This is a genomic window from Bacillus sp. J41TS8 (assembly GCF_018333035.1).
GTDB lineage: Bacteria > Bacillota > Bacilli > Bacillales > Bacillaceae > Bacillus > Bacillus paralicheniformis.
In genome coordinates, this window is sequence record NZ_BORF01000016.1 from 75,993 (window position 1) to 97,444 (window position 21,452).

Genomic DNA, 21,452 nt, shown 5'->3' on the forward strand with positions numbered 1-21,452 from the left:
TCTTTCGATGATTTAGCCAACCTGCCATAAACCGACTGCATAGAGAAGATTGGCAACAATCCCCAACAATATAACTGCAATAGGGCCGACAGCCAATTCAACAAGTGGTTTTGATGCAATTCGGTTTATTAAATAAAATCCAATCACCCAGAAGAAGCCAATACCGGGAGCAATTTTTTCCCCTGCCATCGCACTGCCAATTAATATAGCCATTCCTAGAACATCTGACAGCGAAGTGCGAATATGCTCCCCCATCTCCCTTACACCAGGCAGTTTGTCCATACTTTTTGATACTGCGGATAATGATACGACCTCTAAATACATGACTAAAAAGCCCAACAGAAATGCTAAAATCGGTATATCCCTGAAAATAAGACCGATTGCAAATACCAAAGTGGTACCAGCTAAACCATAAACTCCTGTTACGATCGCAGTTGAAAAAACTAAAGGGATGAAGCCAATTCCACGTGCAAATGTAGCGATTGCCGCCTCTGTGTAAAGCTCTTTATTAATCAATGCTTGAGGCATTGCATCCACTGCTAAAATCAGCATGGATGATGTTAAAGAAACAAGTCCTCCCATAAGAGCTAATAACCAGCGGTTTTTTTTAATTCGATTTACACGCTCATTAAATATATTCACTAAATTTGCATTAGTAGATTCATCTCCGCCTCTAATTCTCGCAGCATAATAAATCATCATTAACATTCCTGCTAATAAAGCCATTCCTTCAGGACTGAGCGAAATTTTATATCCTGCCGCTTGAAATGTTCCAAACTTCTCGAATAAGAGATAAGAAGCCAAAGTGACGATTGCAGTGACGGCGGCTTTTTTTAAACCGTGCTGATATCCAACCGCTACAGCTGGAAATACTGTAAATGCAATAATAATAGGCTGACCAATAAGACTTAAAGAATCTATAAAATTTACGGGAAACATGCCAAATAAATCTACTACAAATTGCAGTCCTAAAACGATTCCAATACTATAAACGGCTCCAATAACCCCTGCAGTTACCATGCCTATTTTGTTTTCCGGAGTCCAAATGCCAATAATGTCACACGCCAATAAAATGCTGTGTCCAATAATGATTGTTGCTCCTATTGAAAGCGGAATACCAAACCCTATGATTAAGCCAAAACTTAATGCAAAACTTGTTGCAGCAAGCTCCCCTCTTGTCATTCTCCCCTCAAGGTATTCAGGCATAATCGGTCGCAAACCATCATTAAACACTGCTACTCCGCGATTTACTAGTATAGAACCTAATGCACCAACAGCCGCTATGACAAGACATTGAATTAAAGAAAGGTCCATTCATTATTCACCTCTATGATTTTTCTCATCTTCTGTACATCATGTCATCCGTGCTTCTTAAATCATCCAGGAAAGCGCTTTCTTTAACTGAAAAAAATGTATACAGTTGAAGCCGGTGTAACAAAATATAAAGAAAAAAATTCATTTATTTTAATAAATAAGGAATTAAAATGTTTAATATATTTTGTGAAGACGAAGCTGTAAAACCAAAGGCAATTTTGCCGCTTTCTACTTCCTTCTCGATCTCTTCCTTGTTTTTTATGGTACTTGGCGAAGCCAAGGTGACGCATTTATCTTTGCCTAATAATGCAATTGCCATTGCAAGCGCACCACCGGATCCTGTTTCACAGGCGCCAATATAATAATCTACCTTATTGTTTTTCACAGCCATAACAGCGTCCAAATCACCTTTAACCAAAACTTCTACATTGCTTCCCCCAATTTCTTTAACAAGTTTTTCAATCGCTTGTTTTTTCAACTGTCCGCCTATTACGATTCTCACCATAATAAAACCCTCCTATTCATTAGATTCTATGACTTTATGAAGATGAAGATAAAAATAGACACGCTCACCTTCTGGAAGTTCTAAACCTGCCAGTGAATGTATAAAATCTATCACTTCTTCTATAGCATTTTTATATGGTGTTTCGTACACTTCATTGATGATGGCAATTGCAGGACTTTCTTCGCTTTCTCCCCTCTCAATTCTAGTTAAAGCCATCGCCATGTGCGTCCAAAACATTTCAGAGTCTTTGATCACCTCCTTTTTCAGCTTTTTTGATAAGAAAACAAATGTGTTCAAAGTTGTGTTGAAAGCATTTTTTGTAATCACTCGACTCGTTAGTAAAATAGACAACTTTTCTTCCAGCTGTATTTGGTTCACGCCAGTTCCTCCAATATACTGTATTTAGTATTTTAAATTTCAAATGCTGACCCATCGCCTCATGTATTGAATGACAAGTCGGATGGGCCGGCATTTTAGTAGCGCGGTATTTTCTCTCCTTTTTCTACACTTTTTTGAGTGTATAATATTTGTTTCTCATTAACCAAATTCCACTTTTCTGCTATTTCTTTTTCTCTGTCTCCTTCAATAACAATAACGGCTTCAGTTGTATCCTTGGAAATTTTCTTGGCTTTCGGTGAAAAAAAATCGATTGCTTTAAACGTTTGAATCATTCTTTTGTCATCGGCATTCCAAACTGCTGCATCAATTTGTTTTGAAAGAAGCATATCGAAAAGCTGCATATAATTCACATTGACAAACTCTGCATTTTTATTTTCAAATTCAGCCAATGTTAATTGTTTCTGATCCAGGGACTCCAAATCAACACCTACTCTTACGACATCCTTACCTATTTCCTCATCTGGATGAGCTAAGAAGATTTTATGGGAAGATACATAACTGCTTTCCCCGAATTTCTTAAAAATTTTCAAATTTGGATATTCTGCTATGATATGATCTGCCGTCATCTTAGAAACAATTGCAAAATCACTTCTTTTTGTTCGGACTGCTTCAATTCGATTCACTCCGCCACGCATATAGATCAAGTTAACTGTTTTTCCGGTTGATTCAAACCCTTCCACAATCCCTGTTGCCAGCCCTTCATATTTCCTTGAATACGGAAGTGGCATTGAGCCGATTAATGGTGCAATACCTGCAATCTCAAGTAATAAATTGTTATCCTTACTTACCAAAAACGTTCCTAAATGGCCTCTAGCCTCCAAATGAATCGCTTTCATATCAACCAATAAATTCAGCGCACTTTGGACAGTCCCCCTGCCGATGGATAACTTATGACAGTAGTCTGAGATGCGGGGAATTTTTTCACCTGCTTTGATATTCATCAATTCTTTAGCAATATTTTTAGCAGCCAAACCATTTTTAGAGTAAAATTTTTCCCACATAATTCATCTTCCTCAAAACAATATACTATATTCTGTATAATCAATTATAAGAGTTGTATCCTAATTTTGCAATAGTATTTTATTCAGAATACTATAAAAAAATATTTTGTTGGCGCACCGTGAATGAATGATAGGTCTCCTTATTCCTGTTTCCGCGTGACAAAAAGAAGCAGCCGAGAAGGCTGCTTCTTTTTTATGAATCATAAATATGAACAGTCGGTTCCTTGTCTCCCGGCTTTTTCAGGATAACGGCTTCCTGCCCGGCTGACGAATTAATGTTGATCTCAACGTTCAGTCCGCTTTTGCCGTAGTAATCCATTACTTCACCGGTCAAGAACTGGGTAAAGGCGATGACTTCGCTTTTGCCGTAAAACTGCATCGGGATGTTGATTTTCATGTCCTGCATTTGGTCGTCTTTATAGAGAGCCGTGCCGACAACCCCTGTGTAGTTTGGAAAATACGTATCGACTTTGTTTTTAAAGCGTTTGAAGAGCTCCGCGTCATCCGGATGTTTCTCTGAACCTTCTGTTGAAGGGAAGAACGTGTACTCTTCATTGATTTTATCCCAGCCGCCGAGCTCGCTTGTCCCTGATTTCACATCGGTTTTGGCGATAAAGTTTCCAGGGACGATCGATGACTTAGGCGCCTGCTTGTAGAGCATGATGGTCAGCGGAATGTTTTTCAAATCATCCATGTTTCTGATCCGTTTCGCCACTTCCTCGGCGATTTTTTCGCCTTCCTGCCTCAGCTTTTTGTCGCTGATGGTCACTTCTTTTTGCGGGTCGCCGACATTTTCGCGGTAGTAGTAGACAGAGTTCAGCGCAAGGCCGATCACGACGCCGCCGAGCTCAATCGTATCCTTGTCTTTGCGGACGAGGTAGTCATGCTCAAGCATATGGGCGAGGTATACCGGGCTTTCTTCGTTTTGCTTCTCTGTTGACCCGCTCCCGGAAAGGGCGGGGTTCAGTCCGAGGTTTTTGAAGTTTTTATCGTCTTTCTCCGCTTTTTTCAGGTCGTCTCCCGTTTTTTTGCGGGCGAGCCAGCTCGTAACTGTATCCTCATCCAGGTATTGTCCTTCTTGAAAAAGGTAATCGTCAGTAGAAAATGAATCTTGCGCAAGGCGCATCATGCCTGTCTCAAATTCATCGATATCCAGCCGCGTATTCAGGCGTTCGGTCGTCAAGCCGCGGGCTTTCCCCGCCTTGAAAGGAAGAACCATTTTATAATAAGAATCGGAGATGTTGTATTTCGGAATGATGGCTTTTTCTTTCGACTTATCCGTTTTCTGCACCATCTCCTGCTCTTCTTCTCCCCCAAAATTCGGCGCACAGGCTGAGAGCATGAGCATACCCGCAGCAGCCGCCAAACATAATATCTTTTTCAATAGAAAACACTCCTCTTATTTCTTTAGCTCACTGATCAGTCTTGCTTCATCCCATACTTCGATGTTCAGCTCTTCAGCTTTCGCCAGTTTGCTGCCTGCCGCTTCGCCGGCAATGACGAGATCGGTTTTTTTGCTTACACTGCCTGTGATTTTTCCGCCGAGCGCTTCGATTTCCGCTTTCGCGTCGTTCCGCGACATTTCGTTGAGCTTCCCGGTCAGGACGATCGTTTTTCCCGCAAAATACGAATCGCTCGCTTCAGCGGCCGCTTTTTTCGGGCCTTTATACTCGGTGTTCACCCCGAGTTCTTCAAGCTCGTCCAACAGCTTTAAAATCTCTTCTTTTTCAAAATAAGTGACGAGGGCGTCCGCCATCTTCTCGCCGATTTCATCGACTTCGACCAATTCTTCTTTTGTCGCTTTTTTGAGTCTGTCAAGCGTTTCAAAATGCATCGCCAGTGTCTTGGCCGCTTTGGCGCCGATGAAGCGGATGCCGAGTCCGAAGAGAAGCCGTTCCAATGAATTCTCCTTCGATTTTTCAATCGACTTCAATAAGTTGTCGGTCGATTTTTCCCCCATCCGCTCGAGATTGATCAGCTGCTCGCGCGTCAGCTTATACAGATCGGCGACATTGTGGACGAGGTCTTCGCGGAACAGCTGGGTGATGACGCGCTCGCCAAGACCGTCTATATTCATCGCGTTCCGGGAAACGAAATGGATCAGGCCTTCCCTGATCTGAGCCGGGCACTCCGGATTGATGCAGCGAAGCGCGACTTCTCCTTCAATTCTGACAAGCTCGCTTCCGCATTCCGGGCATTCCTTCGGCATGTTGAATTCTTTCTCTTCTCCCGTCCTCTGTTCGACGAGCACGTTGACAACCTCGGGAATGATGTCTCCTGCTTTTTTAATAACGACTTTGTCCAGCAGTCTGATATCCTTCTCTTTAATCAAATCTTCGTTGTGGAGAGAGGCTCTTTGGACGGTCGTTCCCGCCACTTTTACAGGTTCGAGAATCGCAGTCGGGGTTACTGCACCCGTCCGGCCGACGCTTAATTCAATGTCCAAAAGCGTTGTGACAACCTCTTCGGCAGGAAACTTGTAGGCGATTGCCCAGCGCGGGCTTTTTGCCGTAAAGCCGAGTTCTTCCTGCTGATCAAGGGAGTTGACTTTAATGACGATCCCGTCGATTTCATACGGGAGGTCGGCGCGTTTTGTCTTGAGCTCTTCGACGATCTCAATGACTTCTTCGATCGTGCTGCATTTTTTTCTTTCATGATTGGTTTTAAAGCCGAGTTCGTCGAGGAAATCAAGTCCCTGGCTTTGCGTTTCAACGCCCATTTCGTCAAGCTCCGCTATACTGTAGACGAAGATATCGAGATTTCGTTTCGCGGCGATTTTCGGATCGAGCTGCCTTAATGAGCCGGCAGCGGCGTTCCGCGGGTTGGCGAACGGCTCTTCATCCCGTTCGAGCCGCGTTTTGTTCAGCAATTCAAAGGAGCGCTTCGGCATAAAAGCCTCGCCGCGTACTTCAATTGAAAGATCGCGCTTCATTCGGAGGGGAATGTTTCTGATGGTCTTCAAATTTTCCGTAATATCCTCGCCCGTTGTTCCGTCGCCTCTTGTCGCACCTCTGACAAATACGCCGTTTTCATAGCGCAGTGAAACAGCAAGACCGTCTATTTTAAATTCGACGTTGTACTCAACATCTCCGACCGCCTGGCGGACGCGGCGGTCAAAGTCGCGCAGATCTTCTTCATTAAACGCGTTGCCGAGGCTCAGCATCGGCGTTTTATGCTGCACTTTTTGAAAGGCGTCCAAAACGGCTCCGCCGACGCGCTGAGAAGGAGAGTCCGGCGTTTTCAGGTCGGGGTGCTCTTCTTCAAGAGCAATAAGTTCCTTCATCAGCTTGTCATATTCGGAATCAGGCACGCTTGGGTCGTCAAGGGTGTGATATTCGTAGTTGTATTTGTTAATCAATGCATGCAGTTGTTCCACACGGCGTTTAGCTGCTTCTTTTTCCATTGGTTTCGTCCTTTCATTTCAGGTCTTTTGCCATTTATTGCTTTTCAATAGGCGCAAAGGCCGCGAGAAGACGCTTCACTCCGGTCGGGCTCGGGAAGGCGATGTCAAGCTCAGTCGATTCGCCGGATCCTTTGACGCTGACAACGGTTCCGACGCCCCACTTTTTATGGGAGGCTTTGTCGCCGACTGCCCAATTGACACCGTCGCCGCCGGTTTTGCTGTACGATGCAGCCGGCCGGGTAACCGGGCCTCTCCGCTCCGGCTTTCTTCCAAACGGCGTTTTCAGATCTTTTTTCTTCTCGTTTAGATTGTCCAATAATTCTTCCGGTATTTCCGCAATGAACCTTGATTCCGGGTTCATATTCGTTCTCCCGAACAATGTCCGCATCCGCGCGTTAGTTAAATAAAGCTCTTCCTCAGCCCTCGTGATGCCGACGTATGCGAGTCTCCGTTCTTCTTCCATCTCCGCTTCCTCCATCAGGGAGCGGCTGTGCGGGAATACCCCTTCTTCAAGCCCCATCAGGAACACGACCGGGAATTCGAGTCCTTTTGCGGCATGAAGCGTCATCAAGATGACCGCGTCTTGATTTCCGGTCTCTTCTTCCTTCTGATCAAGCTGATCGATATCGGCGATAAGGGCCAAATCCGTCAAAAAGGCGACGAGCGATTTATCTTCGCTTTGCTGTTCAAAGTTTTTCGTTACGGAGAGAAACTCGTCGATATTTTCAAGACGGCTCTGCGCTTCCAGGGATTTTTCCGCTTTCAGCATTTCGCGGTATTCGGTTTTTTCAAGAATTTCTTCCGTAAGCTCTGTGACAGATAAGTATTCCTGCATGTTCGTCAGGTTTTCGATCGTCTGTCTGAACTCGTCAAGCGCGTTCGCCGCTCTTGCGCTGAGGCCGATAAAGTCAACCTGTCCGAGCGCTTCAAATAAAGACATTCCGTTCATATCGGCATAAGCCGCGATTTTATCGACTGAAGTCGCACCGACGCCGCGCTTCGGCACATTTACGATCCGCGCAAAGCTGATATCGTCGTCAGGATTTGCGACGAGGCGCAAATACGCAAGGATGTCTTTGATCTCTTTCCTGTCATAGAACTTCGTGCCGCCGACAATGTTGTAGTTGATGTTCGCTTTCATCAGCGTTTCCTCGATGACACGCGATTGAGCGTTCGTCCGGTACAAAATCGCGATATCAGAGAAAGATCGTTTTCCCGAGCCGACGAGCTCCCTGATTTTGCCCGCGACAAATTGGCCTTCGCCAAATTCGTTGTCGCCTCTGAAGTAGGAGATTTTCGCTCCTTCGTCATTTTCGGTCCAGAGGTTTTTCGGCTTTCTGTTGGAGTTGTTCTGAATCACTTCATTGGCCGCGTTCAATATCCGCTTTGTCGACCTGTAGTTTTGTTCGAGCAGAATGACGCTTGCATTCGGATAGTCTTTTTCAAACGACAGAATGTTGGCAATGTCCGCTCCGCGCCATCTGTAGATCGACTGGTCGGAGTCCCCGACGACGCAGATGTTTTCGAAGCGCTGCGCCATTTTTTTGACGAGCAAATACTGCGCCCTGTTCGTATCCTGATACTCATCGACATGAATGTATTGGAATTTCCGCTGGTAGTATTCGAGCACTTCCGGCACCCGGTCAAACAGGATGATCGTCGTCATGATCAGATCGTCAAAATCGAGCGACTGGTTTTTCCGCAGTTTTTTCTGATAATCCTTGTAGACATCGCTGACGACTTGTTCAAAAAAACCGCCGGCTGTTTTCTCGTACTCTTCCGGGTCGATCAATTCGTTTTTCGCACTGCTGATCGATCCGAGTATGCTTCTGGGATCGAATTTTTTCGGATCGATGTTTCTTTCCTTTAAGATTCCTTTAATGACGGAAAGCTGATCTGACGTATCAAGAATCGAGAAATTCCGGTTGATGCCGATTCTGTCGATATCTCTCCGCAAAATTCTCACACACATGCTGTGGAACGTCGAAATCCAGATGTCGTCCGCTCCCGGTCCGAGAATGCGTTCCACACGTTCTTTCATTTCTCTGGCCGCTTTGTTCGTAAATGTAATCGCCAAAATGTTCCACGGGGCAACGCGCTTCTCCGCCATTAAATACGCAATGCGGTGCGTCAATACCCGCGTCTTTCCGCTTCCTGCTCCGGCCATGATCAAAAGCGGACCGTCCGTCGTTTTGACCGCTTCCTGCTGCATCTTGTTTAATCCGCTTAATAATTGGTCGCTAATGTAATTCAATTCCGTTCACCGCCTATTCAAACATATGCTCTATTATAAACCAATCCGGTTCGTTGTGCTCATCCTTTTACGGCCTTTACCGTTTGCAGCGCATCTTCGAAATTCTCATAAATCGCGTTTCCGACGACGATCACATCGGCGTGCTCAGCCATTTTTACCGCCGTCTCCGCATCTTTGATGCCGCCGCCGTAAAACAGCGTCGTTTCCTGAAGCACCGCTTTTGTTTCCTTAACGGTCTCCGAATCCCCCAGCATGCCGCTGTATTCAAGATAAAAGACCGGGAGGCGGAAAAGATGTTCTGCCACGCGGGCGTATGCTTTAATATCCTCAATGTCAAGCTCGGTATCTGCGTTTGTCAAAGCGGCAGCCTTGCAGTCCTGATTCAAAATACAGTACCCTTCAACAACAATCTCATCAGGTGACATCAGCTCGCCGTATTCTTTCATCGCCTTTTTATGTAAGCCGGCAATCCAGTCGGTATCTCTACTGTTGAGCACAGTCGGAATAAAATAGAGATCAAATCCCGGGACGATCGCGTCAATCGTCGACACTTCCAGGACGCACGGCACTAAAAAGCGGCGCACTTTTGACATCAGCCGAAGGACATCATCTTCTGTGACATGATCGCTTCCGCCGATCAAAACCGCGTCTGTTCCAGATTCGCACAGCTGTTCAAGCTGATCATCCGTAATATCTTTATTCGGATCGAGTTTAAAGACATGCTTCCACTCGGTAATATCGTACATGAAAAAAGCTCCTCCATTCGTTCTTACCATTTAAATATTATAACAAATTCAGCCCCTTTCGAAAAACGGATAACGAATAAACGATAAACGTGCAGAAAGCACAAAAAAACCGCCGGTGCTCAGTGCCCTGAGCCAGGCGGTTTCATGACATCATGAAGATGATTCAGATTGATTTGCTTTGACGCGGTCCAGCGCCATGATATAAGCGTCATTTCCGTAGTTCAGGCAGCGTTTCACCCTGGAAATGGTCGCGGTGCTCGCTCCGGTTTCCGTCTCAATTTTGTGATACGTGTTACCGTCGCGCAGCATTCTGGCTACTTCGAGCCGCTGAGCCAATGACTGAATTTCATTTATTGTGCATAAATCATCGAAAAAACGATAGCATTCTTCGAGATCTTTTAGTGATAGTATGGATTGAAAAAGCTGGTCCAGCTCTCTCCCGCGCAATTTATCGATCTGCATCTTTACACACCTTCTCCTTTGCTAATAGAAACCTTGCTGAGATCGGGAACGACATTGATCCACGTTTTTCCCGGCACAAACGGAACGGTCTTGCCGTCCGTCTTCGGTATGATCCGGCCGTTTTCGTTCTTCCAGCTGATCCGATGGACTTCCCCGTTTTGCAAAAGGAGTCCTTTTCCGCCTGAACGAAGGTCAATATCCCTTCTCCCGTACGCATCTTTCATATGATGTTCGGCTTCCGCTATTAGAATGTTTTGAAGAACAACCGGTTCTTCTGTTTCAAGGTCTGTTGTCAAAATACCGTCTGACTTTCTCACATAGCCTTCAACCTTTTTATCATAACCATATTCGACACGGTTTGTAACGGATTTTGTTCCGTAATCTAACCGTATAGAATAAAGCGCATCCGAAGGTTTGTCAGGGCTTGCTTTAAAAGTGAGCGGTTCTGTGCGGGTTTCGATGGCATATCCTTTGTCATCTGCTGCTTGCTTTACATTTTTATATGACGTGTACGAATTATGCGGCGCTTCCCGAAAATCGGCCCTCCAAAACAGGCTGCCGTCGTAATCCATCCCATTGATATGATCGGCGTCGCCGTTCAACAGGCGGCTTTTTGCACCCGGACTCCAGCCGTGATGCACCAAGAGGCTGTCAAAACCGAGAGCCAAATCAATGAAATACTCCCGGGCGCTGCGGACTGGGCCAACCGCTTCAGGCATGTCGCTTTGATAGATCGCCAACAATCGTGTGATCGGTCCTTCACTGAGAGCTTCAATGACAATGTCAGCCTTGCTTAATCCCGACTGCGGCCGTGCTTTTGAATGATTGTTCACCACAACGGCAATGGGCCGCTGCCGAATATCTCCGTCCGCCTTCAATCCTGTCAGCGGATGAATGTTCTTTTCCTTTTCCTGCTGTTCCTGCGACTGGCACGATGCAAGCAGTAAAAGAGAAGCAAAACAAAGCAGTACTCTTACATATCGATTCACCATAGATTAGCTCCCGCTCTTTTATATTTTAACGCATTATCGATGGAAAGAGTACAGTTTTTTTCATCACATCAAAGATCCCTTTCGGCGTCACCCTAATATAAGGCAGATGAGTGCTTTGCAAAAAGAGCAGGGTGTAGATCGGGTCGTCAAACGTATAGCCTCTTTCAAACAAAAGCTCTTTTAACGTCTTTTCCCTTTCAAGCACCTTTTCATACATCTCATTTGATGCACCGCCGCTTAAATGAAGAGGAATTTCGTGCAGGATTTTTCCGTTTTCCGCTAATACGATACCTCCCCCGATTTCTTTCATCCGCTTGAAGGCCAAAAGCATGTCTTCCTTGTTTTTGCCGACCGCGATAATATCTCCCGTTGTCGAATAGGAGCTGACGAACCCTTGGACGCGGGTTGCAAAGCCCTTCAGCATCGTATTGACACGCCATTTTCCGTATTTGTCGAACAGCGAGAGATAGCTTTCATCATGGTCAAAAGAAAGCTGGTTGACAGAGTTGTCAATCTCAATCGTATAAGGCTCCATAATCACGGAATTCCTCATTTTTAAGCCGAGCGGCATGGAAAACTGCAAGTCATCCATCGTTAGATCATATGAAAGGTTCAGAGGGACAAGACCCCCTTTTTGCCAATCCGGAACTGAAAACGCATTCATATTTACGCCGCCTGATTTGATCAGCCGCCCTTTTGCCAAAACTGTCTCCGGATTCGGTTCATCAGGGCTATTCAAAATGTTGAGCGTTGCGTATCTGCCCGGTGCCACCACACCGAGGATATCCTCCATATGATAATACTTAGCGATATTAAACGAAGCCATATTATAGGCATCGATCAGCGGCACGCCCTCTTCGATGGCAATTTCAATCAGCTTGTTTGTCATGCCTTCTTTATAAAAGTTCGGCGTTGCACCGTCCGTTGTATAAAACATATGGTCATAATGGTGAAAGCCGTCTTCGTGCAGCTCGCGCAAAATCTTTCGCAAATCAGGACGGATGGAAGACTGCCTCAAGCCGACGTGGTATCCAAGTTCAAGCCGCTTCAGCACTTCCTTTCCAGTCATGGCTTCATGATCTGCGTCAGCGCCGAAAAGCTTCATCTTCGTGAGCGTTTTTTCCGATGCCCCCGGAAAATGACCCTCGATCCGCTTTCTCCTTCTTTTCGTGCACTGCATGCAATGAAGGAGCAGATCATCGCCGTCCAAGAGGCGCGGCCAGCCTGTCATTTCTCCTCCCTGGATGACGTCCGGGTGTTCTCCCCAACGTTTTCGGTAATCGATCGATAAAATTTGATCTTCATTCAACACTTCAGTCTGCAAGTCATACCTTGACCACCAATAGTAGTGGACAGGCTGTTTTTTCAGTTCTTCCAATATAGAAAACGCTTTCTTTTTTCCGCAATGCAAAAGCAGAAACAAGTTGTCATTTACGAATGTCGTCGTTCCAAACTGTGACACATATTCAGCCAAAGTTTGGGGATTATAAATTTGAAAAGGATGGACGTGCGGCTCAATATACCCGGGTACAATGTATTTTCCTTCACAATCTATTGTAGTTTTAACAGCCGTCTTCGGCAAGTCACGGCCGACGTAAACGATTCTGTCATGATGAATCCATACGTTTGCCAGAATCCATTGCTTTACATACGGGTTCAGTACAGAGGCATTTCGTAAAAGGAGCGTTGGCTGCAGCCTTGAACTTACAACATCAACTTGCGATCTGATGTGTTTGTTTTTCCAAATTAAGGTGCGTTCGGACATTCACATACTCTCCTTTACATGTAATGATCCTATGTTAACACATTTACTATCGTCACGCATTACCAATCCGTTACAATTTTTCGAAAAAACACTTTATTTAATTATTTAAATAGGAGGAATGAAGCATGAAGCAAAACATCGGACTGTTTGACGCCGTTTTTCGCATTGCCTGCGGACTGACGATCCTGTCGGCGGCAGCGGCAAAGTTTACGAGAAAACCGTGGTGCAGAATGACGCTTTTCTGCATGTTTATGGGGGCGATGAAGGCCGCTTCCGGCATCTTGCGATTTTGTCCCATGACATATGTTTGCCAAACTTATATGAAGCAGCAGGGAGAAGCTGGCGAACAATCGTAAAAAGCACCTTTTATAGGTGATTTCAGACCGTTGACAAAATTCGGATTTCTAAGGTCCTGCCTATTTTTTGTCCAGTTTATTTTGTTTTTTCGATGAAAAGGACGGCGGTTAGGGCCTTTCCATGTCCATTCATCTCAGCGAAAACAAGCATCGCCTGCATGGACAATTTTTTCTTTCCCCACAGGGTTGTCCAGCGCAGGCCATGCCGCAAAAAACCCGTTCGATGGTTTCGCGCATGGAGCGATGCCCAAGCACGTATTGAATCAGAACCATTTTGATCAATACAACAGGATCAATGCTTGGACGTGCTTTTGAAGAATAAAGAGGGGCAACTTTTTCATAAATAAATGAAAAATCCATGAACTTCTTCCATCTTCCTGACCAGATCATCTTCAAGGACAAGTTCACTTAAGGCAACGACTTCAAGCTGTTCACGCTGATCTTTTGAGTGCTTGGACAACATAGTAAAACCTCCAAAACTAGATTCCACTCACATTTTTTTAAAAAAAGCTTGTCGATGAAGCCACTTTTTATGCTTTGTCGACAAGCTGAAAGCATCCCAAACCGGGATGCTTTTTTCTATTCGGTCAATTTTTCAATCTGGCCCATCACATCGCTGATCTGCTGAGCGCTTTGCACCAATTCTGACTGCTCCAGCTTCTCGACTGTTAATTTTCCTTCCTCAACACTTTTCAAAACATCCTCAGCGCTTTTTTGCAGTGTTTCATTATGCTTCTCGATGGTGTTATGAATCTCGGCTGCGGCATCGGGAGGGGTTAATTCATTAAAATCGGCTGCAGCCTGCTGGATAGACTCAAGCTGAGTTTCCAGCTTTTCTTTTGCACCCGTGTCGTTTACAGCCTGTTCAGCCAAGGAAGGCGCCTCCTCCGCAAATGTCTTCACTTCTTGGATATAGCCGGCCGCTTCATTTGTATAGTTCAATCCGTCATTCACCTGATCAAGCATTCCGCATCCGCCTGCACCTAAAAGGCCCATTCCGGCAAGAACTATAAGAATTCTTTTCATTGTTTGCCTCCTTATCGTTTCTTTTTCATTTTTTCTTTCAAAATCGGAATTAATTTTTCTTTCGCCAAAGGCAGACCTTTCTTCACCAATTCACGCTTCAGCCATTTCCCGAGCTTAGACACGGTCAGTCTCCTTTCCCTTTTGATAAAAATGAAAAAACTCCACCGATTTGGTGAAGTGGATAAACAAAAAGACCTTCACCAAATCAGATTTGGCAAAGGTCTCGCTAACAATTAGATTGCCAGCAAAGCCGAGGATCTAGGACATCCCGTAATGACGACTTTACTGTGACAGCTACTCCCCTTTGGAGTATTCATTTTTATTACTTTCATTTTAAGGCACAAGGCTTATCCAGTCAAATTCCTGCTGGCCGGCTTATGAAAGAAATGCCCTGTCCGTAAAAAAACACCTTCTTGGGAATGAAAGTGGCAGATTGTTGACGAAATCCTAAAACGGTTTAAAGTTTTAGGATTTCGTCATCTTTTATAGGGGCTTTTTTTATATTGAATGAGGTCATTTTTGCAAATGCTCTCTTATACAATCTTCACATAAAATCAAGCCGTTGCTCTCCAGAAACCTTTTGACATGGGTGATTCCTGATAATCCGACGGGCTTGTCTATGTAATAAAATGTCTCGTCTTTTGATATTTGTTTTTTACACCTTTTGCACTTTACATGACTCATATGCTTTCTCCTTCCCTATCACTGTCTTAATAAAATGGTACTAAAGGTTAGGCGATTTTTCCACCAACAACAAAAAAGCACCACTTCAGGCGCTTTTAAAATTAGTATGGCGCCGTTTTCCCCGCTGACTTCACCCGCAGACGGAATTGTTTCAAGCCGTACATGCTGCTGTCCGCCATCGGCGCGATCGCAAGCTTTTCCATCGAAGAATACTGCTTGAGGAGCGCCTCAAGAGCGATCGCCGCTTCCAGCCTCGCGAGCGGAGCGCCTAAGCAGAAATGGATGCCGTGGCCAAATCCGATATGCGGGTTCGGATGACGGTGAATATCAAATTCGTGCGCCCTCTCAAATTTCGCTTCATCACGGTTGGCAGAAGCAAGAAAAGCGACGACGCCTTCTCCTTTTTTCAAACTTACTCCTCTGATCTCGGTATCCTGTTTAACGAAGCGCACGATCATCGGCGCGGGCGCCCGGAAACGGACGGCTTCCTCGACGGCCTGCGGAATCAGTTCAGGATGCCTTGCGAGCTCGTCATACGCACCCGGTGTTTCGAGAATGCTGTAGACCGCATTTGAAATCAAATTGGTCGTCGTTTCATTCCCCGCCATCAAGAGCAGGTTGCAAAACGGAACCAATTCATCAGGAGAAAGCTTGTCCCCTTCTTGTTCGGCTTTGATCAAGAGCGAAATCAAGTCATTGCCGAGGTTTTGTCTTTTCTCTTCGATCATCTTTTCAAAAAACGCGGTCAGCTCTTCTTCGCCTTGATCCCTGATATTTTTCCACTCGTTCACATCTTCTTGCCGGTCGCTCTTCGGCAGGCTGACCAACACGTCGGACCATTCTTTGAAATGGTGCTTATACACTGAAGGAACGCCGAGCAATTCCGAAATGACGATGACGGGCAACGGATATGAAAAATCCTGTACAAGGTCGATCTCTTCCCTGCCGCGGATTTGAGCGAGCAGTTCATTCGTCAGTTCGCGAATGCGCGGCTCCCACTCTTTCATGACACGCGGAGTAAAAGCCTTGTTGACGATCGATCTGATTCTCGTGTGTTTCGGTGGATCCATGCTGATCAACGTTTTCGCAAACGTATTGCCGGTTCCAAGCTGATGGAACTGATTTGAAAAAAACTCTTTGTCGCTGATCACTCTTTTGACATCGTCATAACGGAACACACTCCATACCTTGCTGTCTTCATCATAGTGAATCGGTGATTCGGTGCGCATTTTTTCATACCATGGAAACGGATCATACGGGTCTTGTCTGTTCTTTCCGTTAAGCAGCGCTTTCTGAATAGGGTTCTGCTGTTTTGTTTGACTCATTCGCTTTCACTCCTTCGGTTCTTGTCAGCTGATTCATGAAGTTCAATATGTTAGTTTAAAATTAAAAGAACCCACCGGATCATTCAACCAACAAGTGGAAAAGAAGTGTCGAAAAAGTGTTTGAGGAGGCGGCTGAAGTGGCTGACAGCTATCGCGGGGACAAGCGGATTACAAAATCGAAAACAAATTTAAAAAAAGCCTTGTTTGAACTGCTTGCTGAAAAAGAATGGGGAAAAATCTCTGTACAGGATATTACGCAACGGGCAAACTTGAATCGAACGACATTTTATCAGCATTATCAAGATAAATACGATTTGCTTCATCAAAATATGAGAGACATGTTTGAAGTAATGAAAGAGGATATTTTTTCGCCGCTTGATATAGATTGCAGCGGGGAAAAGCCTGAAGCGTACTGGTATGTGCTGCGCTTTTATCAGCATTTACAACAGAACTGCGATGATTTTGCGATTATCATCAACAGAAGATATGAGCTGAACATTAAGGAGCTGCTCAATGACTTTTGGAATGACAGCTTTTTGACGGGAATCAAAAAAACGGCAGCTGCCGATACTAACCGCTCAGTGCCTCTTGATATCCAGCGGCGATTTGTGATTTCCGCCTTTGCAGGCACAGCCGCATGGTGGCTTGAAAACGGCATGCCTTATCCGCCCGAATTGATGGCTGAATCGTTGATTAAAATGATCCAAAAAAATTGACGGCAAAAAAAGAGACAAAACGGGTGCTCCCGCTCTGTCTCTTCACCGGTTATTTCTGCGCTGCCTTGAGCGCACGCGCGCCGATATCCGTCCGGTAAAACAGCCCCGGTTTTCTTACTCGTTCCACCGCTTGATAGGCTGCTTCCCTGGCCGCTTCAAACGTCTCGGCAAACGCCGTGACATTGGCGACGCGGCCGCCGTTTGTCACAAACTGACCGCCGCTTTTTTTCGTGCCAGCGTGAAAGACGACGGTCTGTTCCATATCAGGCTCAAGCATGCCGATCGGCGTGCCTTTTTCATAGCTTTCCGGATAGCCGTCAGATGCAAGAACAACGGTGACTGCCGCCGTATCCTTCCACTTCAGCTCCACTTCTTTGTCCGCGAGGAGGTCAAGCAAGACTTGTACAAGGTCTGATTCAAGACGCGGCAGTACGACCTGGGTTTCCGGATCTCCGAATCTCGCGTTGAATTCGATCACTTTTGTTCCTTTTTCGGTTAGCATTAAGCCAGCATACAAGACTCCCGTAAACGAACGGCCTTCTTTAACCATCGCTTCGGCCGCCGGCTCCAAAATCGTTTTAACGGCGTCTTCAACGACCGCATCCGAAATCTGCGGCACCGGGGAATATGCGCCCATTCCCCCTGTATTCGGGCCTTTGTCTCCGTCAAATGCCCGCTTGTGATCTTGCGCGATCACCATCGGATACACTTTTTCACCTTTGACAAAAGCCATCAGCGAAAATTCTTCACCGCTCAAAAATTCCTCGATAACGACAGAGGCGCTTGCATCGCCGAACTTTTCATCTTCTAAAAAGTCATGCAGACACTGAACCGCATCTTCGGCTGTCATCGCGACTGTGACGCCTTTTCCAGCGGCAAGCCCGTCAGCTTTGATGACGATCGGCGCGCCTTTTTCCTCAACATACGCCTTTGCTTTTTCAAAAGATGTAAACGTTTCGTATTCTGCTGTCGGTATTTGATATTTTTTCATAAGATCTTTGGCAAACTGCTTGCTTCCTTCAATCACCGCTGCTTTTTTCGACGGACCGAACACCGGAAGGCCCGCTTCTTCAAATGCATCAACAAGCCCTTCGATTAAAGGGACCTCAGGACCGACAATCGTCAGTCCGATATTGTTTTCTTTTGCGAAAGCGAGAAGCCCTTCGTGATTGCCTTCGTCAAGATCAACGAGTACGGCGGTCCCGGCCATTCCGTCATTGCCGGGCGCCGCATATACAGTGCCGACAAGAGGGCTTTGCGCCGCTTTCCAGGCGAGCGTGTGCTCCCTGCCGCCTCTGCCGATAATCAATACGTTCACGCTGGTCACTCCCTTAATGTTTGAAATGGCGGATTCCGGTGAACACCATCGCGATCCCGTATTCATCCGCTTTTTGAATCGAATCTTCATCACGAACCGATCCGCCCGGCTGAATGATCGCCGTCACACCGGCTTTAGCCGCTTCTTCGACCGTATCAGGCATCGGGAAGAACGCATCTGATCCGAGCGCGCTTCCTTTCGCTTTCCCGCCGGCTTGCTCAATTGCGATTTTCGCGGAGCCGACTCGGTTCATTTGTCCAGCGCCGACGCCGATCGTCATATCGTCTTTTGCCAGGACAATCGCATTCGATTTGACATGCTTCACAACTTTCCAAGCGAGCTTCAAGTCAGCCCATTCCTGTTCGGTCGGCTCTCTTTTCGTCGGAATTGTGATGTCGGCGTCGTCAAAACCGTGCATATCCAGATCCTGAATCAAAAGCCCGCCTTGAACAGATGTCAGCTGCTTTTCGTTTTTCACAGGCTGATTGACATCAAGGGTCAAGAGGCGAAGGTTTTTCTTGGATGTTAAAATATCAAGCGCTTCTTCGCTGAATGCTGGCGCGATGATGATTTCCAAAAAGATTTTGTGAAGCGTTTCAGCCGTCGCTTTATCCACTTCCCGGTTCAAAGCGATGATGCCGCCGAAAATTGACGTTTCGTCAGCGGCGTATGCTTTGTTAAACGCCTCTTCGATCGTGTTGCCCGTCCCGACGCCGCAAGGGTTCATATGCTTGACGGCAACCGCAGCCGGCTCCGTGAACTCGCGGACGATTTGAAGTGCTGCATCCGCGTCTTTGATATTGTTGTAAGAAAGCTCTTTTCCGTGCAGCTGTCCAGCTGAAGCAATTGACCCTTTGACAGGGAGCGCACTTTGATAAAAGACTGCTTCCTGATGCGGATTTTCGCCGTAGCGGAGCGATTGCTTTTTCTCAAAGGTGACGGTGAACTGTTCAGGCTCTTTTTCGCCGGTTACCTTTGTTAAATAGTCAGCGATCAACGCGTCATACGCTGCCGTGTGGCGGAACACCTTCGCTGCCAACTCGCGTTTTTTCTCAAGAGAGACGCTGCCGTTTTCTTTCAAGTCGTTCAGTACAGGGCTGTAGTCGCGGGGATCGACGATAACCGCCACGTCCTGGTGGTTTTTCGCTGCTGCGCGAAGCATGCCTGGACCGCCGATGTCGATATTCTCAATCGCTTCTTCGAATGTGACGTCTTCTTTAGAAACCGTTTCTTTAAACGGATATAAATTAACAACGACAAGGTCGATCGGCTGAATTCCCTGTTCATTGAGCTGCGCCATGTGTTTTTCGTTGCCGCGGACGGCAAGAAGCCCGCCGTGAATATTCGGATGAAGGGTTTTCAGACGGCCGTCCATGATTTCGGGAAAGCCCGTCACTTCAGAAATGCCGATGACGTCAACGCCGTTTTCCTGAAGAAGTTTGCTTGTGCCGCCTGTTGAAATCACTTCTACGCCAAGCTCTGTCAATTCTTTTACAAAAGGGACAATGTTCGTTTTATCTGATACGCTGATTAATGCGCGTTTGATCGTCATTCCTTTTCACCTCTGCCATTTAGTTCAAGAAGCTCTTTGATTACTTCGGGATAAAGCTCATGCTCCAATTTGTGTATCTTTTCTTCAAGAGATGCGAGTGTTTCGCTTTTTTCAAGCTCGACGGCGCGCTGGGCGATAATCGGACCGGTGTCCATGCCTTCGTCAACATAGTGAACCGTGATGCCCGCCACTTTCACACCCGCTCTGTACGCCTGTCCGATCGCGTCGATGCCGGGAAACGCCGGCAGGAGCGACGGATGGATGTTGATGATTTTATTCCGGTAAGCCGACAGAAGCGTATCGCCGATCAGTCTCATGTACCCCGCCAGGACAATCCATTCTGCTCCGTGGAGGCGGAGCTGTTCAACGATCACTTGTTCAAAAGCTGCTTTATTTTCGAACGATTTCGGCTGGAATGCGAACGATGGAATTCCGGCTTTTTCCGCTCTTTCAAGCACTTTCGCATCGGGCTTGTCACAGACGACAAGGACGATTTCGGCATCCCAGTTCTCTTCTCTCATTCTTCTTGCGATCGCTTCAAAGTTCGTTCCGCTTCCTGATGCAAATACCGCGAATTTTCTCATGAAAGACCGGCACCGCCAAACTCAACGCCGCTTCCGGCTTTCACTCTGCCGATGAGATAGGCTTTTTCACCGTTGTTTTCGAGCGTTTGAATCACGTCTGTCATATCCTCTTCTTTAACCGCAAGGACAAACCCGATTCCCATATTGAAAACATTGAACATTTCCTCGGACTTCAGGCCGCCTTTCTCCTGAATGAACGGAAAGACAGGAGGGACGGGCCAGGAGCCGATGTCGATTTCAACACCGAGACCATCAGGCATCATGCGCGGCAGGTTTTCAATAAAACCGCCGCCGGTCACGTGCGCCATGCCTGCGATTTTACCTGATTTCACCGCTTCAAGGACAGGCTTGACATAAATTTTCGTCGGCTCTAAAAGCTCTTCGCCAAGAGGCCGTTCAAAAGGTGTATACGTCTCATCAAGGTTCAGACCGGCATCTTCAAGAAGAACTTTACGAACGAGAGAGAAGCCGTTGCTGTGAAGTCCGCTTGAAGAAAGTCCGATTAAAAGGTGCCCTTCGCTGATGTTTTCGCCCGTGACGATGCCATCTTTTTCAGCGGCTCCGACCGAGAACCCGGCAATATCGTATTCATCCTCTGTATAAAGACCCGGCATTTCCGCCGTTTCTCCGCCGACTAGCGCTGATCCTGACTGTACACAGCCTTCTGCGACGCCTTTTACAATTTCTTCAATTTTGACGGGGTCGGCTTTTCCGACCGCAAGGTAATCGAGGAAGAACAGCGGCTCCGCTCCTTGAGCGAGCACATCGTTGACACACATAGCGACGGCATCGATGCCGATCGTGTCATGCTTGTCCATCGCAAAAGCGAGCTTCAGCTTTGTGCCGACACCGTCCGTTCCCGAAATCAGAACCGGCTTTTTGTACGGCAGTTCTGACAGGTCAAACATGCCGCCAAATCCGCCAAGACCGCCCATTGCGCCGATTCGCTTCGTTCTTTCCACATGTTTTTTCATTCGTTTTACGGCTTCATATCCGGCTTCAATATCAACCCCGGCGTTTTTATAGCTTTCAGACAACACAACCCACTCC

19 protein-coding genes and 1 pseudogene are annotated in these 21,452 nt (G+C 46.4%); 2 read left to right on the plus strand and 18 right to left on the minus strand.

Going from position 1 to position 21,452, the window contains the following annotated elements; genetic code table 11:
* Nucleotides 1-12 precede the first annotated feature (12 nt).
* From KI350_RS19000 to KI350_RS19050, 11 genes are all read right to left on the minus strand, one after another.
* Nucleotides 13-1,314: a YhfT family protein gene (locus KI350_RS19000; protein WP_025810329.1), complete on the minus strand. Its 1,302-nt coding sequence runs from the start codon at nt 1,312-1,314 to the stop codon at nt 13-15.
* Between the two features lie 145 nt (nt 1,315-1,459).
* On the minus strand, nt 1,460-1,819 hold the full coding sequence (locus KI350_RS19005; RefSeq protein ID WP_020450457.1) for a DUF2620 domain-containing protein: 360 nt from the start codon (nt 1,817-1,819) through the stop codon (nt 1,460-1,462).
* A gap of 12 nt (nt 1,820-1,831) precedes the next feature.
* Nucleotides 1,832-2,197 carry a PRD domain-containing protein gene (locus KI350_RS19010; protein ID WP_020450456.1) on the minus strand — a complete coding sequence of 122 codons (366 nt, stop codon included), beginning with the start codon at nt 2,195-2,197 and terminating at the stop codon, nt 1,832-1,834.
* A 95-nt stretch (nt 2,198-2,292) separates the two neighbouring features.
* Nucleotides 2,293-3,219 (minus strand): GntR family transcriptional regulator YhfZ, encoded by a 927-nt coding sequence (yhfZ, locus tag KI350_RS19015; RefSeq protein ID WP_025810327.1) that lies wholly within the window; start codon nt 3,217-3,219, stop codon nt 2,293-2,295.
* 193 nt (nt 3,220-3,412) lie between these two features.
* The gene (locus KI350_RS19020) at nt 3,413-4,603 is read right to left on the minus strand and encodes a CamS family sex pheromone protein (RefSeq protein ID WP_023855598.1); all 1,191 of its coding nucleotides are present in this window, start codon (nt 4,601-4,603) and stop codon (nt 3,413-3,415) included.
* A gap of 15 nt (nt 4,604-4,618) precedes the next feature.
* On the minus strand, nt 4,619-6,622 hold the full coding sequence (gene ligA / locus KI350_RS19025) for an NAD-dependent DNA ligase LigA (RefSeq protein ID WP_023855597.1): 2,004 nt from the start codon (nt 6,620-6,622) through the stop codon (nt 4,619-4,621).
* A gap of 34 nt (nt 6,623-6,656) precedes the next feature.
* The gene (gene pcrA, locus KI350_RS19030) at nt 6,657-8,876 is read right to left on the minus strand and encodes a DNA helicase PcrA (RefSeq protein ID WP_025810325.1); all 2,220 of its coding nucleotides are present in this window, start codon (nt 8,874-8,876) and stop codon (nt 6,657-6,659) included.
* 59 nt (nt 8,877-8,935) lie between these two features.
* Complete coding sequence (gene pcrB / locus KI350_RS19035; protein WP_020450451.1) at nt 8,936-9,622, minus strand: heptaprenylglyceryl phosphate synthase; 687 nt, start codon at nt 9,620-9,622, stop codon at nt 8,936-8,938.
* Between the two features lie 150 nt (nt 9,623-9,772).
* Nucleotides 9,773-10,084: a YerC/YecD family TrpR-related protein gene (locus KI350_RS19040; protein WP_003179568.1), complete on the minus strand. Its 312-nt coding sequence runs from the start codon at nt 10,082-10,084 to the stop codon at nt 9,773-9,775.
* A 2-nt stretch (nt 10,085-10,086) separates the two neighbouring features.
* The gene (locus tag KI350_RS19045; protein ID WP_025810323.1) at nt 10,087-11,073 is read right to left on the minus strand and encodes a DUF3048 domain-containing protein; all 987 of its coding nucleotides are present in this window, start codon (nt 11,071-11,073) and stop codon (nt 10,087-10,089) included.
* Nucleotides 11,074-11,101: 28 nt separating this feature from the next.
* Nucleotides 11,102-12,841: an adenine deaminase C-terminal domain-containing protein gene (locus tag KI350_RS19050; protein WP_020450449.1), complete on the minus strand. Its 1,740-nt coding sequence runs from the start codon at nt 12,839-12,841 to the stop codon at nt 11,102-11,104.
* Between the two features lie 125 nt (nt 12,842-12,966).
* On the opposite strand from KI350_RS19050, the gene KI350_RS19055 reads away from it, so the two are divergent.
* A complete protein-coding gene (locus KI350_RS19055; protein WP_020450448.1) occupies nt 12,967-13,197 on the plus strand; it encodes a YgaP family membrane protein in 231 nt (76 codons plus the stop codon).
* A gap of 198 nt (nt 13,198-13,395) precedes the next feature.
* Here KI350_RS19055 and KI350_RS19060 read toward each other — a convergent pair.
* The 3 genes and pseudogenes from KI350_RS19060 to KI350_RS19070 form a co-directional block, all read right to left on the minus strand.
* A pseudogene (locus KI350_RS19060) lies at nt 13,396-13,660 on the minus strand (transposase); the annotation flags it as partial.
* Nucleotides 13,661-13,776: 116 nt separating this feature from the next.
* Entirely contained in the window at nt 13,777-14,223 is a 447-nt protein-coding gene (locus tag KI350_RS19065) for a DUF6376 family protein (protein ID WP_020450446.1), read from the minus strand.
* A 785-nt stretch (nt 14,224-15,008) separates the two neighbouring features.
* A complete protein-coding gene (locus KI350_RS19070; protein WP_025810319.1) occupies nt 15,009-16,232 on the minus strand; it encodes a cytochrome P450 in 1,224 nt (407 codons plus the stop codon).
* A 137-nt stretch (nt 16,233-16,369) separates the two neighbouring features.
* Between KI350_RS19070 and KI350_RS19075 the strand changes: the two genes are divergently transcribed.
* Entirely contained in the window at nt 16,370-16,948 is a 579-nt protein-coding gene (locus KI350_RS19075) for a TetR/AcrR family transcriptional regulator (protein ID WP_020450444.1), read from the plus strand.
* Between the two features lie 49 nt (nt 16,949-16,997).
* Here KI350_RS19075 and purD read toward each other — a convergent pair whose 3' ends face one another.
* Genes purD through purM form a run of 4 tightly spaced genes read right to left on the minus strand, consistent with a single transcriptional unit; the run spans nt 16,998 to nt 21,439 of the window.
* Nucleotides 16,998-18,266: a phosphoribosylamine--glycine ligase gene (gene purD / locus KI350_RS19080; RefSeq protein ID WP_020450443.1), complete on the minus strand. Its 1,269-nt coding sequence runs from the start codon at nt 18,264-18,266 to the stop codon at nt 16,998-17,000.
* Nucleotides 18,267-18,279: 13 nt separating this feature from the next.
* Nucleotides 18,280-19,818, minus strand: a complete 1,539-nt coding sequence (purH, locus tag KI350_RS19085; protein WP_105980770.1) for a bifunctional phosphoribosylaminoimidazolecarboxamide formyltransferase/IMP cyclohydrolase — start codon at nt 19,816-19,818, stop codon at nt 18,280-18,282.
* The gene (purN, locus tag KI350_RS19090; protein WP_020450441.1) at nt 19,815-20,402 is read right to left on the minus strand and encodes a phosphoribosylglycinamide formyltransferase; all 588 of its coding nucleotides are present in this window, start codon (nt 20,400-20,402) and stop codon (nt 19,815-19,817) included. Before purN ends, purH begins: the two co-directional genes overlap by 4 nt.
* The gene (purM, locus tag KI350_RS19095; protein ID WP_101561728.1) at nt 20,399-21,439 is read right to left on the minus strand and encodes a phosphoribosylformylglycinamidine cyclo-ligase; all 1,041 of its coding nucleotides are present in this window, start codon (nt 21,437-21,439) and stop codon (nt 20,399-20,401) included. Before purM ends, purN begins: the two co-directional genes overlap by 4 nt.
* Between the last annotated feature and the right edge of the window lie 13 nt (nt 21,440-21,452).